Origin of the sequence: Propionivibrio sp. (genome assembly GCF_029255185.1) — a bacterium.
Lineage (GTDB): Bacteria > Pseudomonadota > Gammaproteobacteria > Burkholderiales > Rhodocyclaceae > Propionivibrio.
Genome location: NZ_JAPUVO010000125.1, coordinates 1 through 15,009, shown reverse-complemented (window position 1 = coordinate 15,009; position 15,009 = coordinate 1). Strand labels below are relative to the sequence as shown.

The 15,009-nt window shown below is 57.3% G+C and carries 14 protein-coding genes and 1 other RNA gene; 7 read left to right on the top strand and 8 right to left on the bottom strand.

The window, feature by feature from the left end:
• The first annotated feature begins 32 nt into the window (after positions 1 to 32).
• Genes Q1J43_RS12405 through Q1J43_RS12395 form a run of 3 tightly spaced genes read left to right on the top strand, consistent with a single transcriptional unit; the run spans position 33 to position 2,464 of the window.
• Positions 33 to 731, top strand: a complete 699-nt coding sequence (locus Q1J43_RS12405) for a TIGR04283 family arsenosugar biosynthesis glycosyltransferase (protein ID WP_301102809.1) — start codon at positions 33 to 35, stop codon at positions 729 to 731.
• A complete protein-coding gene (locus Q1J43_RS12400) occupies positions 706 to 1,344 on the top strand; it encodes a TIGR04282 family arsenosugar biosynthesis glycosyltransferase (RefSeq protein ID WP_301102808.1) in 639 nt (212 codons plus the stop codon). The genes Q1J43_RS12405 and Q1J43_RS12400 overlap by 26 nt, the downstream gene beginning before the upstream one ends.
• Before the next feature lie 16 nt (positions 1,345 to 1,360).
• Positions 1,361 to 2,464 carry an FAD-dependent oxidoreductase gene (locus Q1J43_RS12395; RefSeq protein ID WP_301102807.1) on the top strand — a complete coding sequence of 368 codons (1,104 nt, stop codon included), beginning with the start codon at positions 1,361 to 1,363 and terminating at the stop codon, positions 2,462 to 2,464.
• Positions 2,465 to 2,503: 39 nt separating this feature from the next.
• Here Q1J43_RS12395 and ffs read toward each other — a convergent pair.
• An RNA gene (gene ffs / locus Q1J43_RS12390) (signal recognition particle sRNA small type) lies at positions 2,504 to 2,601 on the bottom strand.
• Positions 2,602 to 2,674: 73 nt separating this feature from the next.
• Here ffs and Q1J43_RS12385 point away from each other — a divergent pair.
• Positions 2,675 to 2,881, top strand: a complete 207-nt coding sequence (locus Q1J43_RS12385; RefSeq protein ID WP_301102825.1) for a hypothetical protein — start codon at positions 2,675 to 2,677, stop codon at positions 2,879 to 2,881.
• A 15-nt stretch (positions 2,882 to 2,896) separates the two neighbouring features.
• On the opposite strand, the gene Q1J43_RS12380 is transcribed toward Q1J43_RS12385, so the two are convergent.
• The 7 genes from Q1J43_RS12380 to ppx form a co-directional block, all read right to left on the bottom strand.
• Positions 2,897 to 3,220 carry a hypothetical protein gene (locus Q1J43_RS12380; protein ID WP_301102806.1) on the bottom strand — a complete coding sequence of 108 codons (324 nt, stop codon included), beginning with the start codon at positions 3,218 to 3,220 and terminating at the stop codon, positions 2,897 to 2,899.
• Between the two features lie 92 nt (positions 3,221 to 3,312).
• On the bottom strand, positions 3,313 to 5,796 hold the full coding sequence (locus Q1J43_RS12375; protein ID WP_301102805.1) for a sodium-translocating pyrophosphatase: 2,484 nt from the start codon (positions 5,794 to 5,796) through the stop codon (positions 3,313 to 3,315).
• A 184-nt stretch (positions 5,797 to 5,980) separates the two neighbouring features.
• Positions 5,981 to 6,592 carry an ABC-type transport auxiliary lipoprotein family protein gene (locus Q1J43_RS12370; RefSeq protein ID WP_301102804.1) on the bottom strand — a complete coding sequence of 204 codons (612 nt, stop codon included), beginning with the start codon at positions 6,590 to 6,592 and terminating at the stop codon, positions 5,981 to 5,983.
• Positions 6,589 to 7,527 carry an MlaD family protein gene (locus tag Q1J43_RS12365; protein WP_301102803.1) on the bottom strand — a complete coding sequence of 313 codons (939 nt, stop codon included), beginning with the start codon at positions 7,525 to 7,527 and terminating at the stop codon, positions 6,589 to 6,591. Before Q1J43_RS12365 ends, Q1J43_RS12370 begins: the two co-directional genes overlap by 4 nt.
• A 2-nt stretch (positions 7,528 to 7,529) precedes the next feature.
• A complete protein-coding gene (locus tag Q1J43_RS12360) occupies positions 7,530 to 8,324 on the bottom strand; it encodes an ATP-binding cassette domain-containing protein (protein WP_301102824.1) in 795 nt (264 codons plus the stop codon).
• A 5-nt stretch (positions 8,325 to 8,329) separates the two neighbouring features.
• On the bottom strand, positions 8,330 to 9,451 hold the full coding sequence (locus tag Q1J43_RS12355; protein ID WP_301102802.1) for an ABC transporter permease: 1,122 nt from the start codon (positions 9,449 to 9,451) through the stop codon (positions 8,330 to 8,332).
• Positions 9,452 to 9,456: 5 nt separating this feature from the next.
• Positions 9,457 to 10,968 (bottom strand): exopolyphosphatase, encoded by a 1,512-nt coding sequence (gene ppx, locus Q1J43_RS12350; protein ID WP_301102801.1) that lies wholly within the window; start codon positions 10,966 to 10,968, stop codon positions 9,457 to 9,459.
• A gap of 144 nt (positions 10,969 to 11,112) precedes the next feature.
• Between ppx and ppk1 the strand changes: the two genes are divergently transcribed.
• The 3 genes from ppk1 (at position 11,113) to Q1J43_RS15935 (ending at position 14,416) form a co-directional block, all read left to right on the top strand.
• The gene (gene ppk1 / locus Q1J43_RS12345; RefSeq protein WP_301102800.1) at positions 11,113 to 13,218 is read left to right on the top strand and encodes a polyphosphate kinase 1; all 2,106 of its coding nucleotides are present in this window, start codon (positions 11,113 to 11,115) and stop codon (positions 13,216 to 13,218) included.
• Positions 13,219 to 13,283: 65 nt separating this feature from the next.
• Positions 13,284 to 14,036, top strand: coding sequence for a polyphosphate--glucose phosphotransferase (ppgK, locus tag Q1J43_RS12340; RefSeq protein WP_301102799.1), 753 nt, complete (start codon positions 13,284 to 13,286; stop codon positions 14,034 to 14,036).
• Between the two features lie 83 nt (positions 14,037 to 14,119).
• The gene (locus tag Q1J43_RS15935; protein WP_366141901.1) at positions 14,120 to 14,416 is read left to right on the top strand and encodes a HEPN domain-containing protein; all 297 of its coding nucleotides are present in this window, start codon (positions 14,120 to 14,122) and stop codon (positions 14,414 to 14,416) included.
• The last annotated feature ends 593 nt before the right edge of the window (positions 14,417 to 15,009 follow it).

The following is a 15,009-nucleotide window of genomic DNA, read 5'->3' as shown; positions in this document are numbered from 1 at the left end:
CGGTTGCCGACCGGCTTTCTCCGATGATTTCAATGCCTGCACCCTTCCTTTCGGTCATCATTCCGGCACTTAACGAAGGCGCGCAGATTCGGGCCTGGCTTGAGTCGCTGCAATCCCTGCGCAGCCAGGGCGCAGCGCTGATTCTGGTCGATGGCGGCAGTAGCGACGATACCGCTGAGCAGGCCCGTCCGCTACTTGACCGGCTCATTGTTTCGCCACGCGGCCGCGCGCTGCAATTGAACGCCGGCGCTGTGACCTGCACCAGCGAGGTGCTGCTGTTCCTGCATGCTGACACCAGCCTTCCCCCTTCGGCATTCGAGCATATTAATACAGCAATCAAGGCCGGCGCACTGTGGGGCCGATTCGACGTGCATATCGCCGGCACCCACCCCTTGCTGCCAGTCGTTGCACGCCTGATGAACTGGCGCTCGAGACTGACCGGAATCGCTACCGGCGATCAGGCAATTTTCGTTCGCCGCGTGGTTTTTCAGCAGCTTGGCGGCTATCCTGAGCTACCTGTGATGGAAGACATCGCGCTGTCGGCAAAACTCAAGCGGATTGCTGCACCAGCCTGTCTGCGCCACTGCGTCACCACCTCGGGGCGGCGCTGGGAGAAGCACGGGGTAGTGCGCACCATTCTGCTCATGTGGCGTTTGCGCGCTGAGTTTTTTTTCGGCGCGGACCCAGAGCAACTGGCCATTCGTTATGGTTACACGCCCCGGCAACGCTGATCTGATGGACATCGCCATTTTTGCCAAGGCGCCGCAGCCTGGCGCCGCCAAAACGAGGCTGATTCCTGCCCTGAGTGCCGCTGCTGCGGCACGCTTGCAGCGTCAACTGACCTTGAGCGCCTTGCAACTCGCCAACTGCTTCGCGTCGGGAAAAGTTACCCTGCACTGTGCTCCCGACATCAATCACCGTTTTTTCCGGGCCCTGCGCGACTATCGTGGCGTCAGCGTCTGTGCGCAATCGGGGGCGGACCTGGGAGCGCGCATGGCACACGCCTTTGCCAAACACGCTGGCCCCCTGCTGCTCATCGGCACCGACTGCCCCGCCTTGCAATGCATGCATCTGACCACTGCGGAAAGCGCGCTGCGTGCAGGAAACGATGCGGTTTTTATTCCAGCCGAAGATGGCGGCTATGTGCTGATCGGGCTGAACCGTCCACACACCCGTTTGTTTGAAGACATTGACTGGGGAAGCGAGCGGGTGATGGCGCAGACCCGTGAGCGGCTGATCGAGCTGGGGCTGCGCTGGGCAGAACCTTTTACACTGTGGGATCTGGATCGACCTGATGATCTGCAACGACTGGCCAAACTTGGGCGAGAAGGAGTAAGCCCTTGAATTTGAGCTTTCAAGAATGATTCGTCTAGTACTGATCGGCGGCGGTCACGCCCATGTGCAGGTTCTCGCTGCGCTGGCCAGGCAGCCTTTCGCAGATTGCGAAGTCACTCTGATCTCGCCGTTTCCAAGACAGATTTATTCCGGCATGTTACCGGGCTGGATCGCTGGTCACTACAGCATTGAGCAATGCGCCATTCCGATCGTGGATTTGGCCAGACGCTCTGGAGTACGGTTTATCGAAAGCGCGTGCACGGCTCTCGATATTGAATCGAAACGGGCACACTGCGCCAATGGTGAAATCGTCGCCTTTGACGCAGTTTCCATCGACAGCGGACCCATCGTTGATTTGGGGAGCGTCCCCGGCATCCTGGAAAATGCCATTCCAATCCGCCCGATCGAAGGCTTTGTGGCGGTGTGGCCCAGCATGCTTGAGCGCGCTCGCCATAACAACGCCTACACCCTGTCGATTGTCGGTGATGGTGCAGCGGGAACGGAACTGGCCTTCGCCATTCAAGAACGATTTACCATCGAGCAGCTCACCCATGCTCGCGTCATTCTGATTGGCGGCAGCAAGCTGGCACTGACTGGGTTGCCAGAAAGACTAAGAGACGCCGCCCTCAGCCTGCTCAAACAACGCAATATTGAGCACCTTGGAGAGCGCCCTGCAAGCGCTTTCCTGCCGGGCCGTGTACGCTTATCCGATGCTTCAGAAATTGCCTGCGATGCCAGCTTGGTGGTGACCGGTGCCGCCGCACCGTTATGGCCAGCGGCAAGTGGCATGGCATGCGATGCGAATGGCTTTATCCGGGTCACTGCAACGCTGCAAAGCATATCTCATCGGTTTGTGTTCGCCGCTGGCGACGTGGCGGCCTATGCCGAGCCGAGGCCAAAATCCGGCGTCTTCGCCGTACGTGCCGGCCCGTTGCTCGCCGACAACCTGCGTGCTTACTGTACTGGCAGGACATTATGCCGATGGAATTCGCAGAAAAATGCGCTTTACCTGATCAGCACCGGCAAGCGCCACGCGCTGGCGGCCTGGGGACCACTGAGTATCGGCGGAGATTGGGTTTGGCGCTGGAAAGACCGGATTGATCGCCGCTTCATGCAACGATTCACTTGACCTAGCGTGGAGGAACTTGTCGACTGCGCCAGAAACGAAGGTGGCGAGCCTTACCCCGGCACTCGCAGTAAATGGCTGTGGCTGCTCCCTTCCGGACCTGACCAGGTTCACCACCCTGCAATGCGGGGGGACCCGCCGGGACGAATAATACCATCATTACATGGTCGCACAGCGATCACAAAAACCATCTCAACCGGACATGCCTTCATGATGACTTACGAACAACACCTCGACGAAGTCGCCACCTTGCTCACCGAAATCTACACCCTGAGCGACGAGACGGCCATTGGCTTCGTCATGCGCGCCCAGGCCGATGATTATTTCAGCGGGCACGATGATGACCCGTCAATATGCACCAGGGAACGTGCCGAACAAGACGCCCGCGCCGTGTTTAAGGGCTACAAGCCGGAAAAATAACGCGCTCGCCCGCCGTCAGCCAATGGCGGGAAGCTTCGTCAGCGCGTCCTTTAAATCGTCGTCATCCAGTGTGACAAGCAGCAGCAGTCCGGCACGCAACATTTCGCTCTTCTTCACGGTGATCCCCAGAGCGGCCAGCCGCTGTTTGAGATCAACCAACTGTGCATGCTCGTCCTCACGCATTGAAAATTTCTCGCGAACCAACTCGACCTCCTTCAGTTTTTTGTCGAGCGGTCGCGGGAAAACCTTGGCCAGCCGCTTGCGCTTTTTTGCCGCGCTGCCACCGGATGACTCCGGAGCCGCTGGGGCCAGCTTGCTTGTGAAGGATTTTCTCTGCATGTGGGCGCCCGCCTTTTTCGCTGTAACTCGAGTTGCCCTGATTGTACTCGCTGGCTTTGCCGGTGCGGCGTCAAACGCCGCACCGCTCTAGGCTAATCCTCGATGCGCATGCCGTAGAAGCTGCGATAGACGAAGGTCAGGTTAAACAACAGGAAAACGGACGCCAACGCCCAGGCCAGATTCTGTTGCCCCTGCGCGACAAGACCGACGGCCATTTCAACAGCCAGCAGGCCAAAAAGGGTGGTGAATTTGATGATCGGGTTCATCGCCACCGAGCAGGTATCCTTGAACGGATCACCGACCGTGTCGCCGATCACCGCTGCCGCATGCAACTCAGTACCCTTGGCGCGCAATTCGGTTTCGACAATCTTTTTGGCGTTATCCCACGCCCCGCCGGCGTTGGCCATGAACACAGCCTGGTATAGCCCGATAATGGCCAGCGAGATCAGATAGCCGATGAAGAAAAAGGGCTCGATGAAGGCGCAGGCCAGTGTGCCGAAAAACACCGCCATAAAGATGTTGAACATGCCTTTCTGGGCATACTGGGTGCAGATGGCCACTACACGCTTGCTGTCTTCGACGTTGGCCTTGGTCGAACCTTCGTCAAGCTTCATATTGAGTTTGATGAATTCAACGGCGCGGTAGGCGCCGGTCGATACCGCCTGAGTCGAGGCGCCGGAGAACCAGAAGATCGTCGCGCCGCCTGAAATCAGGCCGAGCAGGAAGGGCGGGTGCAACATCGACAGGTGGCTAACATTGTTGGCCAGGCCGTCGGTGAGCAGCATGATTATGGAAAACACCATGGTCGCCGCGCCGACGACCGCGGTACCGATCAGCACCGGCTTGGCGGTAGCCTTAAAGGTATTGCCGCAGCCGTCGTTCTCTTCGAGCAATTCCTTGGCCTTTTCGAAATTCAGGGTGATGCCGAAAGCATCCTTCACTTCGGCTTCGATGCCCGGAATCTGTTCGATGGTCGATAATTCATAGACCGACTGGGCGTTATCGGTTACCGGGCCATAACTGTCGACGGCGATGGTCACCGGACCCATGCCGAGAAAGCCGAAGGCAACCAGGCCGAAAGAGAAAACGGAAGCCATGATGCCGGCCTTGGCCGGATCGGGGTTGATCACCAGCGACAGGTCGCCCTGCGATACCAGGTAGGCGCCAGTCATCAATGCAACGATGATTACCCCCATCCAGAATGCCGAGAAATTTCCGGCGGTAAGGCCGGCCAGGATATTCAGACTGGCGCCGCCTTCGCGCGAGGCGGTGACGACTTCACGAACGTGCCTGGAGTTGGTCGACGTGAAGACCTTGACCACTTCCGGGATGATCGCACCAGCCAGCGTACCGAAGGTTATGATCAACGAGAGTTGCCACCACAGATTCACGTAAACGACACCACCGATCGTGATGTTGCCGATCAACATCTTGGAAACGATGAAGGTGATGATCAGCGAGACGATCGAAGTGACCCATACCAGCGAGGTGAGTGGCGCTTCGAAGTTGAAGTGGGCCGAATGGCCGTATTTGGCCTTCATGACAAGTTCGTTGCCGATGTAGGAGATGCCGGAGGCGATGATCATCATCACGCGCATGACGAAGATCCAGACCAGCAGTTGCACCTGTACGGCGGCCTCGGGTACGGCCAGCAGGATGAAGCTGATCAGCGCGACGCCGGTAACGCCGTAGGTTTCAAAGCCATCAGCCGTCGGGCCAACCGAGTCGCCGGCGTTGTCGCCGGTACAGTCGGCGATGACGCCGGGATTGCGCGGGTCGTCTTCCTTGACCTTGAAGACGATTTTCATCAGGTCCGAACCGATATCGGCAATCTTGGTGAAGATGCCGCCAGCGATGCGCAAGGCGGCCGCGCCAAGCGATTCACCGATGGCAAAGCCGATGAAGCATTTGCCGGCCAGTTCGGGCGAGACGAAGAGCAGGATGCCGAGCATGATCAAGAGTTCGGTCGAGATCAGCATCATGCCAACGGAAATTCCCGACTTCATCGGAATCGCATAAACCGGGAAAGGCTTGCCTTCAAGTGAGGCGAAGGCGGTGCGGCTGTTGGCCAGGGTGTTGATACGGATGCCGAACCAAGCCACACCGAAGGAGCCGGCGATGCCGATCAGCGAGAAGGCGAGAATGAGGGCGACTTCGGAGGCTGCCATGTGCTGCACCCAGCCAAAGTAGGCGACGATGATAACGCCGATGAAAATCTCGAGCAGGAGAATAAACTTGCCCTGGGTAATCATATAGGTCTTGCAGGTTTCGTAGATCAGTTCGCTGACTTCGGCCATCGAGCGATGCACGGGCATGGCCTTGACCTGGGCATAGATGACGGCGCCAAAGGCCAGTCCGGCAACGCAGACGATCAGACCGTAGGCCAGCAGTTGCCAGCCACTCATGCCGCCCAGGAAACTCGCCAGAGCAAGGTCTTTCAGATTCGGCAAGACCAGATTGGCTTCGGAACTGGCGAACACCGGAGAGGCCGCAGCAAGCATCAGCATGGCAAGAACACCCTTGAGCATGTGCACCGGGTGCAGTCTTGAGGCAAGTAACGAGTCAGGGAATTTCATTGAACTTTCCTTTTAATCGCTGGTTGAAAAGCAGAGTGTCAAATGGAAGTGCAGGCTTTCGATGTTCTGGACCTTGTCAAGCCTGAAGTACGATGCTTCCTGTGCCGCATAGTTTAGCTGTTTCGCAATAAACTCATAGGGAATTTTTCCAGCATGACGTTCGAGCCCGATTATGTCATGGTATTTAAGCTTGCCCCGCACGACAACTCTTGATGGCCTTGTCTTTCCCCAGAGCTAGCAGCCAGTCTGCCAGTTGCCGGCCAAACTCGCTGCTAGCCGCCACCAGCGCATTGACGCCGCCCTGTGCGTCCGGGCTTGCTGCGGGGATCTCAATGGTCATCTGCCACTCGCCCACGAGTTGTCTTTTGGCATCAATCAGTCTGACGCTGCCCTGAACCACCCCACGGCTTTGCTGCGGCGAATCAAATATCTGTGAAAACTCTTGCAACTCGACCTTGAGCAGACAATCGATCGTCGCAGATCCGCCAACCCTCGCCACTCCCAGTTGCTGCCGAAGCAGTTGCGCAAGCAGCACACCCGGTGCGTCAGCCCAACGGCTGCCAGAATATTCACGTGGCATTTTCTGGTCTGCGTAGGCCAGCCGATAATCAACGTTTGGCGCATCGAACCAGGAAGGCGACCTGACCTCAAGCGCCAATCCCGACCAGCGCCCGTCGGTAAACAGGCGCGCCGCCGGCAAGCCGAAGTCATACACGACGACAGGTGGCGCATTTCTCGCGCCTCCGATACAGCCGCCTAGCAACACCACGGCAAACAGAATGAAAATTTTCTTCATGGTTGCCTCCTGATCATGTCTGGCGCAATGAAGCCGGCTTCACCGGGTCCGGGTAGCGCTTTCTGCCGACCAAAAATCAGGCTCTGCGGCGAGTCTTCGAGCATCTGCAGCACACGACGAAGCTGATGCGAGTTGGCAGAGAGTTCGCTAATCAAGTCGTTGAACCGCGGCATCAGCGCTCCGGCGCCACCGCCTGTCGGATCGCCGAGCGTGGTATCGAGCTTCTCGCTGACCGATTGCAATCGCGCCACCAGGTCACGTGCTTCGGAAAAGAAGGGGCCAGCCTGCCCGGCAGCCTGATCGATACGCGCCAGAGAGGAGCTCATCAGGCGTATGTTCTCCGACGTCAGCAACTGCCGCAACTGGGCTGTTGCTTCCCGGGAATTCTCAGTCGTGGCTTCAAGATTGGCCAGCGTTTTCGCAATGCTCTGACGATTTTCAGGACTCAGAAGCTGATTGGCGCTGAGCAGAAAATCGCGGGCGTTACGCAGAGTTTCGCCACCGACATCCGAGAGCTCCTGGATCAGCGAATCCTGCATGGGAATCCGGGTCAGTTCGCCGCGCACGGCTGTCAGCGGTGTTTTATCCTTCCCGGCATCTTCGAGGAGCACGTGGGCAATTCCCGTCACGCCCTGAAAGCCGAGTTTGGCCGTGGTTCCTCGCGTAACCGGAATGGTCTGCATGATGCTGATGCGAATCAGCGTGCTGCTAAAATCACTGGGATCGAGTTCGATGGATTCCACCTTGCCAACCCGAACGCCGCGATAGCGAACCTGCCCTTGCTGGCTAAGCCCGCTGATATTTTTTTTGGTGGTGACCAAAAACTCATTGCTCAACTCTTGCTTGCCGCCAAACCACCACAGCGCAGCGACCGCAGAAAAACCCAGGCACAGGGCAAACAATCCGGCAAGCAGCGCGTGTGAACGATTTTCCATGATTAAACCAACCCTTTTTGCATAACTGCCGCAGCGTGCTCGGAACAGAAAAAACTGCGGATGAACGGATGATCGACGGCAAGCACTTCGGTGGGAGTGCCGCAGGCGATAATACGCTGCTCGGCAAGCACCGCGACACGGTTCGCCAGACCCGCCAGTGTATCGAGATCGTGAGTGACCATGACGACGGTGAACCCCAGCTCTTTTTGCAGCATCCTGATCAATTTGACAAAGTTATCGGCCAGATCAGGATCAAGACCCGCCGTTGGTTCATCGAGCACCAGCAGTTCCGGCTCCAGCGACAGCGCTCGCGCCAAAGCTACGCGCTTGACCATTCCTCCCGACAACTCGGCAGGCATCAACTGCCCATGACGCGGTTCAAGCTCGACCATGCCGAGTTTCAGGAAAACCAGATCGCGGATTATTCCCTCATCAAGTACACGTAATTCACGCAGAGGAAAAGCGATGTTGTCATACACCGAAAGCGCAGAAAACAAAGCGCCCTGCTGAAAAAGCATGCCGAAACGGCGACGCACGCCAAGGCGAAGCAGCGGATTAGCATCAAATATCGAATGGCCAAAGAGCCTGACCGTTCCCGTGTTCGGTACCAGCAAACCGACAACCTCGCGCAACAGCGTCGTCTTGCCGCTACCTGAACCGCCAACCAGCCCGAGTATCTGGCCCGCCTCGACATCAAGATCAATGTTCCGATGAACGATGGTTTCACCAAATTGCGTGCTCACCCCGCGCATCTGGATGACCGGGATGGTCACCGGCGCACTGGACGTGGCATTCATGAGTGTCACGCGCCTCCCGGCATGCCCAGATTGCGGGTCAAAATCGCAAACACGGCATCAACGACAATAACAACGGTAATCGCCGTGACAACTGCGGTCGTCGTTTTCGATGACAGACTTTCGGTATTCGGCCGAACTTTCAGACCAAAGTGGCAGGCAATCAGCGCGATCAGAATGCCAAAGAAAAAGCCTTTACCGATGCCGATCCAGACATTGGCGACCGGCACCACCTTGGGCAGGGCCTCAATGAAAAACCCATAGGACAAAGCCATCTCAAGATTCGCCGCCACCATGCCACCGAGAATGCCCGCTGCCGCACACCAGATCACCAGCAGCGGCATAGCGATCGACAGCGCCGCCACCTTCGGCAAAACCAGGCGCAAACTGCGCGAGACCCCCATTGTCGCCAGCGCATCAATCTCCTCGGTTACCCGCATGACGCCAATCTGCGCGGTCATCGCCGAACCGGAACGACCGGCGACGAGAACTGCGACAATCACCGGCCCCAGTTCGCGAATAATGCTGATCCCAAGCAAATTGACGATGTAGATATCGGCGCCGAAGGTCTTCAGTTGCAAGGAAGACAAGTAGGACAGAACAACGCCGATCAGAAAACCAACCAGCGCAGTCACTGGTAGCGCCTGAGCGCCACTCTTATAGAGATTGGCCGAAAACTCGCGCCACGGGATATCGCGCGGATGCGCAAAGAGATGCCCCAGGTCGAGCAGCAACTGTCCGATCAAAGCGACAATTTCGCGTAGATTTTTTCCCGAAGACAGGACCAGCCGCCCCAAGCCCCTCAGCCAGACATGGCGCTGTATCCGGGGGGTGGAACGACGATCGCTGTGGTCCGTCGCGGCCCGTTCAAGAACTGATCGTTGCTGCGCTGAAGCCTTGAGTGAAGCCGGCCAGTGACGACCCCAGGCGCGCCAGAGCACAATGGCGCCGACACTGTCGATATGCGCGATGCTTTGCAAATCCCAGTCGCCGCCCCGCGTTGCCAGCATTTGCAAGCGGGCCTCAAATCCGGCCAGGGAGCTCGACAAGTTGGCCAGGGTCCAGTCTCCGGAAAGCCTGATCTGGAGTTGTCCTTGGTGCTCAACGGCAGTAATCTCAGCCTGCGCCATGCGGACTATTCCGGCGCGTGAACTTTGGCCCGGCGCTTGACCCTCAGGGCGCCACCAATACGCTGCCAGACCTGGGCTTCATCGACCAGAGCGGCCGCACTGAGCGGATTGGCATGCAGCCAGTCGGCGGGAAGCTCAAGCTGGAAGCCGGCGCCCGTCTGCTTAACAAGGATTGGCGGCAAAGGCTGGTCGTCACGCGAGCGATGCAGAAGCACTGCCGCACGAAGGCAGAAAACAAGTCGCCAAACGGCGTCAGACGCGGCTGTCGACGGAAGTTTTTCCAGCTTGCCCCGCTGTCCGAGCACCAGGAGCGCCAGGCGCTCCTGGTCCTGTTTCGAGAAGCCCGGCATATCGGCATAGCTGACGATATAAGCCCCGTGCTTGTGAAAACCGCTGTGAGAAATAGATATCCCGATTTCGTGCAAGGCCACGGCCCAGCGCAAAAAATGGACATCGCCCTCGTGTTCAGGCGAATCGATTTCGATCAATTGACCGAGCAAGGCCAGCGCCGTCTGCTCGACACGTTCGGCCTGCTGGGTATCCACCTGGTAGCGGCGCATGAACTGGCGCACCGTCGCATCGCGCATATCCTGATGATGAAAGCGCCCGAGCAGGTCGTAGAGCACCCCGAGGCGCAAAGCGCCTACAGAATAGCTTATGCGCTCGATATCCAATTCGGAAAAGATCGCCGACATGATCGCAACGCCACCCGGCAAAACCGGAATACGGTCAGCGCGCAAACCCGCCAACTTTAAATTTGCAGCCGAGCCCGCGCGAATCATCAAGGCATGCAGCTTGGCTAAGCCCTCACGGGTAATACCGCTGACGCCTTCAGGATTAAGCCCATTGCATTCGAGCAGATCGGCGATGGCACGCGCCGTCCCCGAGGACGCAACGGCTTCGGTCCAGCCGATTCGCCGGTATTCCAGAACGATCGTTTGAACCTCACGAGCCGCCGATACTTCAGCTTCAAAGAAACGCTTCCTGTCCACTTTGCCATCCGGAAAGAAACGCAGGGAATAGCTGACGCACCCCATGAACAGCGACTCCATGACCAGCGGATCGAGCTTTTTACCAATAATGAATTCGGTCGAGCCACCACCGATATCAATGACCAGGCGCTTGTGTTCGACGGCCGGCAAGGCATGCGCGGCGCCAATGTAAATCAGGCGCGCTTCCTCACGACCGCCAATGATTTCAATCGGGAAGCCGAGCGCCGCCTCGGCGAGCGGAATAAATGTTCGGGCATTCTTGGCCACGCGCAGGGTATTAGTCGCCACGACACGCACGGCTTCGGGCTGAAAACCGCGCAAACGCTCGCCAAATCGGCGCAAAGCCTCGAGCGCGCGTTGCTGCGCAGGATCATCAAGCAATTTTTCTGGGGTCAATCCGGAGGCTAGGCGAACGGATTCTTTCAGCGTATCGAGCGGATAAATCTGGTTATCAACGACACGGCCAATCTGCAGACGGAAACTGTTGGAGCCAAGATCAACCGCAGCGATCTGTTCATAAACCATAAGCCGTTTCTCTGCCATCTGTTGTTTCTGTCGGCGATTATTCTAACACCGCCAAACCTGCGGCCATTGGCGAGAAAACGGCAATAGTTTTGGCAACGGAGTCGCACGCTTGCATCGCCCATCCATTCCTGATCCAATGGCCGTATGACGAATCGCATCGAGGTCCTTAATATCGGGGCGGCTCACTTCCCCGCCGAGAATTTCCTGAACCGTGAACTCGGCATCCTGGCGTTCAACCGGCGTGTGCTGTCACAAGCCAAAAACCCGCTTATCCCGCTGCTCGAACGACTGCGTTTCCTTTGCATCGTCAGTAGCAATCTCGACGAATTTTTCGAAATCCGTGTCGCCGGTCTCAAAGAGCAAGTCAAGCTCAACTCTGTCGCAGTCACTGCCGACGGCCTGACAGCACGTGCCGCCTACCGCCTGGTCAGTGATGAGGCGCACACGCTAGTTGAGGAACAATATGTACTGCTCAACGGCGAGGTACTGCCCAGGCTCGCCGCCGAAGGCATCCGCTTCATCCGCCGGACAGACTGGAACGAAGCCCAGCTCGCATGGATACAAGGCTATTTTTTCCGCGAAGTCATGCCGGTACTCACTCCGATCGGTCTTGATCCGTCGCATCCCTTCCCGCGGGTACTCAACAAGAGTCTGAATTTCGCCATTGAACTCGAAGGCAAGGATGCCTTTGGTCGCAGCTCCGGTGCCGCTATCGTCCAGGCGCCTCGCGTCCTGCCACGTGTCATCCGCCTGCCGCAGGAGCTCTGCGACTGTGAGTACGGCTTCGTGTTCCTCTCCTCGGTACTGCACACTTTTGTTGGCGAGTTGTTCTCCGGCATGAACGTCCTCGGTTGTTATCAGTTTCGTGTCACCCGCAATAGCGACCTCTTTGTCGATGAAGAAGAGGTGAAAAACCTGCGTGCGAAGATTCAGGGAGAGCTCCCGCAGCGGCACTTTGGCGATGGCGTTCGCCTGGAGGTGGCCGACAACTGCTCGGAGGTCATGGCCGAGTTCCTGCTGTCACAATTTAACCTTCACGACGCCGATCTCTATCGCGTCGCCGGCCCGGTGAACCTGGTGCGGCTGATGCAGGTACCCGATTGGGTGCTGCGTAACGACCTGAAATTTCAGCCCTTTCAGCCGGGAATACCGAAAGCGCTGCAAAAGTGCCACCATATGTTTGATGCCATACGCGGCGGTGACATCCTCCTGCACCACCCTTACCAGAGCTTCACCCCGGTCATCGAGCTGCTTGACCAGGCCGCGACCGATGTTCAGGTGGTGGCCATCAAGATGACGGTTTACCGCACCGGAACCGATTCTGTCCTGATGCAATCGCTGCTGCGCGCTGCTCAGAACGGCAAGGAAGTCACCGTTGTCGTCGAACTGATGGCGCGCTTTGACGAGGAAGCAAACATCGGCTGGGCAACCAAACTGGAGGAAGTTGGCGCCCATGTCATCTATGGCGTCGTCGGCTACAAAACTCACGCCAAGATGCTGATGATCGTGCGTCGTGAAGAAGGAAAGTCCGGCAGTTCGCTGCGCCGCTATGTGCATCTGGGCACCGGCAACTACCACCCGAAGACCGCTCGTCTTTATTCTGATTTCGGGCTGCTGACCTGCAATGAAGAGATAGGCGCCGACGTCAACGAGGTCTTCAAGCAACTCACCGGGCTCGGCCGCGCCCAATCACTGAAACATCTTTGGCAGGCGCCCTTTTCGTTGCAGCAGAACATCCTTGCCTCAATTCATGAAGAGGTCCGCGCCGCACGCGCCGGTAAGCGCTCGCGCATCATCGCCAAGATGAACTCACTGCTCGAACCCGAAGCCATCAGCGCGCTTTACGAGGCGTCGCAAGCCGGTGTCAAGATTGACCTGATCGTGCGTGGCGTTTGTGCTCTAAGACCAGGAATCAAGGGGTTGTCGGAGAATATTCGTGTCCGTTCGATTATTGGCAGGCTGCTTGAACATCATCGCGTTTTCTATTTTTATGCCGGTGGCGAGGAGAAGGTTTATCTCTCAAGCGCTGACTGGATGGAGCGCAATTTTTTCCGCCGCATCGAGCTTGCCTTCCCGGTACTCGACAAGAAACACAAGCGCCGGGTCATCGCCGAAGGACTACAGATTTATCTGACCGACAACCAGCAGTCCTGGGAGATGGACGCCAACGGCAGCTACCACCCACGCCGCACCTCGCGCAGCAAACCGCGTTGCGCCCAGAGCGAACTGATCGAGCTGCTCAAACCCTGATTCATGCGTCACATCAACAACGAGCTGGATATTACGCTGGTCGATTATTTCGCGAGGTAAAGAGAGTGCATATTCTGGGCATCGATGTGGGTGGAACGGGAATCAAGGCGGCCTTCGTTGACACTGAAATTGGCGCACTGCTGAGCGAACGAATCCGGGTCACGACGCCGCATCCGGCCACCCCCGCTGCGATTGGCGCGACACTGAAGGAACTGGTGGAACAGTACCAATGGAAGGGCCCAATCGGCATCGGCTTCCCCGCCGCCATCCAGCACGGCGTCGCCCGCACTGCGGCCAATATCGACCCATCCTTTATCGGCTTACCGATTACCGACTATTTTTCGCAGCAGACGGCTTGCCCAACTTACATGGTCAACGATGCCGATGCCGCCGGCCTGGCGGAAATTCGCTTCGGTGCCGGCAAGGGCAATACAGGTGTAGTGCTGATCATCACCATCGGCACCGGCCTGGGCACCGCCCTTTTCATCAACGGTCAACTGTTACCCAACACCGAACTGGGCCACCTACTCCTTGAAAACGGTGTCGAGGCGGAACATTACGCCTCCGAAACCGCTCGTCTCACAAAAAATCTTAAGTGGAAGGAATGGGGAACGCGCCTCAACCTTTATCTGAGCACCATGGAGACGCTGTTCTGGCCCGACCTGATCGTGCTCGGTGGTGGGGTCAGCGCTAAACTGCACAAGTTCTCAGGTCAACTCACCACCAAGGCGCCGGTAGTCGCCGCCAACTTTCTGAATCAGGCGGGAATTGTCGGTGCCGCGCTATTTGCCAAGGAAGAGCTGCAGCGCGTCGCTTGAGCGCCTGGCAGCACTGGCCGAAAGGATTGGGTAGGTTCACCTCTGATAATGACGGAAGTTGATACAGGCATTGGGATGCTGATCTGCTGCATAGCAGCTTGGATCACCTGAGGGCGGCTGAAAGCCTATTCCAGGCAAGTCCGTTATTCTTTGACTCTGCCGGGTACTTGGCTCACATCTCAGTCGAGTTGTTGCTTAAAGCGTGGCTATTGCATTCGGCTGGGAAGTTCTCGGGGATTCACGGCCTGCGCGATCTGTATGCTGAACTTGAAAAGGCCCACGGCGCCGCCACCCTAACGAAGAGGAAACTCGCGTTCTTGGCCTGCTCGACGAATATGCCCAACTTCGTTACCCCAAACGGGATAGTCCGATCGAAATAGGAGATGAGGATCTACCAGCGATTAATGCACTTGTAGAAGCCATCCTAGATCGTCTGCCTAGGGCTCTAACTAAGGCACTCGACAAAGACATACTCTGCGCTAAAGTCCCTCCCGAAGACGCACTTGGCCTGTACTCGGATTCGTCATTTGGTCGCGCATCCCTACACACTGATGGCTAACCCTGCAGTACAGGGACCTTGATAAACAGCGTATTGCTGCAGATACACTCACTCCATCTCACAACGTCCCACGCGCGATGATGGGTAAGGCGATGGGTGCGAAGCCATTGAATGGAAAGAATCCTTCAATAGCAAGGGATTCTGGCGGTGGGGCGGCAACTCCCGCCAAACTCCACCAACTCAGTGCGTTCTTACTTGCAAATGCTGCTTAGAACATTCGCGGAAAGATGCCTGACCAGCCGCAAGTCTATCAAATGCGATGTGTTGTTGCATCCGTGCTTATCCGGTTGTCTCCCAAATCCACTACCGGTAGTATGTTGAGCATCTGTGCCAACTTGGGATGGCCATGGTTATCGACGTGCTTGAACGAGACGATTTGCCGTTTCCCCGCTCGCTTCCCGAGTTTCAGCGACT